The 260-nt window shown below is 48.5% G+C and carries 1 protein-coding gene; it reads left to right on the forward strand.

From position 1 onward, the window contains the following. Nucleotides 1–6 precede the first annotated feature (6 nt). On the forward strand, nucleotides 7–177 hold the full coding sequence (locus Q5762_RS38825; protein ID WP_315897023.1) for a flagellin: 171 nt from the start codon (nucleotides 7–9) through the stop codon (nucleotides 175–177). Nucleotides 178–260: the final 83 nt, after the last annotated feature.

The following is a 260-nucleotide window of genomic DNA, read 5'->3' on the forward strand; positions in this document are numbered from 1 at the left end:
GCCAACATCGAAACCACCTCTATTAATCTTTCCTCAGCTCGCTCGCGCATCGAAGATGCCGATTACGCCAAGGAAGTCTCTAATATGACCCGTGCAAATATTCTACAGCAGGCTGGTACTTCCGTCCTTGCCCAGGCAAACCAAACCCCGCAGAGTGTGCTGTCTTTACTGGGCTAAGTCCTTCAAGGTTTACCCAATAGCAGTTATCAGGGCCGGCATATGCCGGCCTTTTCATTGTTACAGTAACTTTTGATCCTTAT

The organism is Streptomyces sp. P9(2023) (assembly GCF_032436795.1).
In the GTDB taxonomy this organism is placed as follows: Bacteria; Actinomycetota; Actinomycetes; order Streptomycetales; family Streptomycetaceae; genus Streptomyces.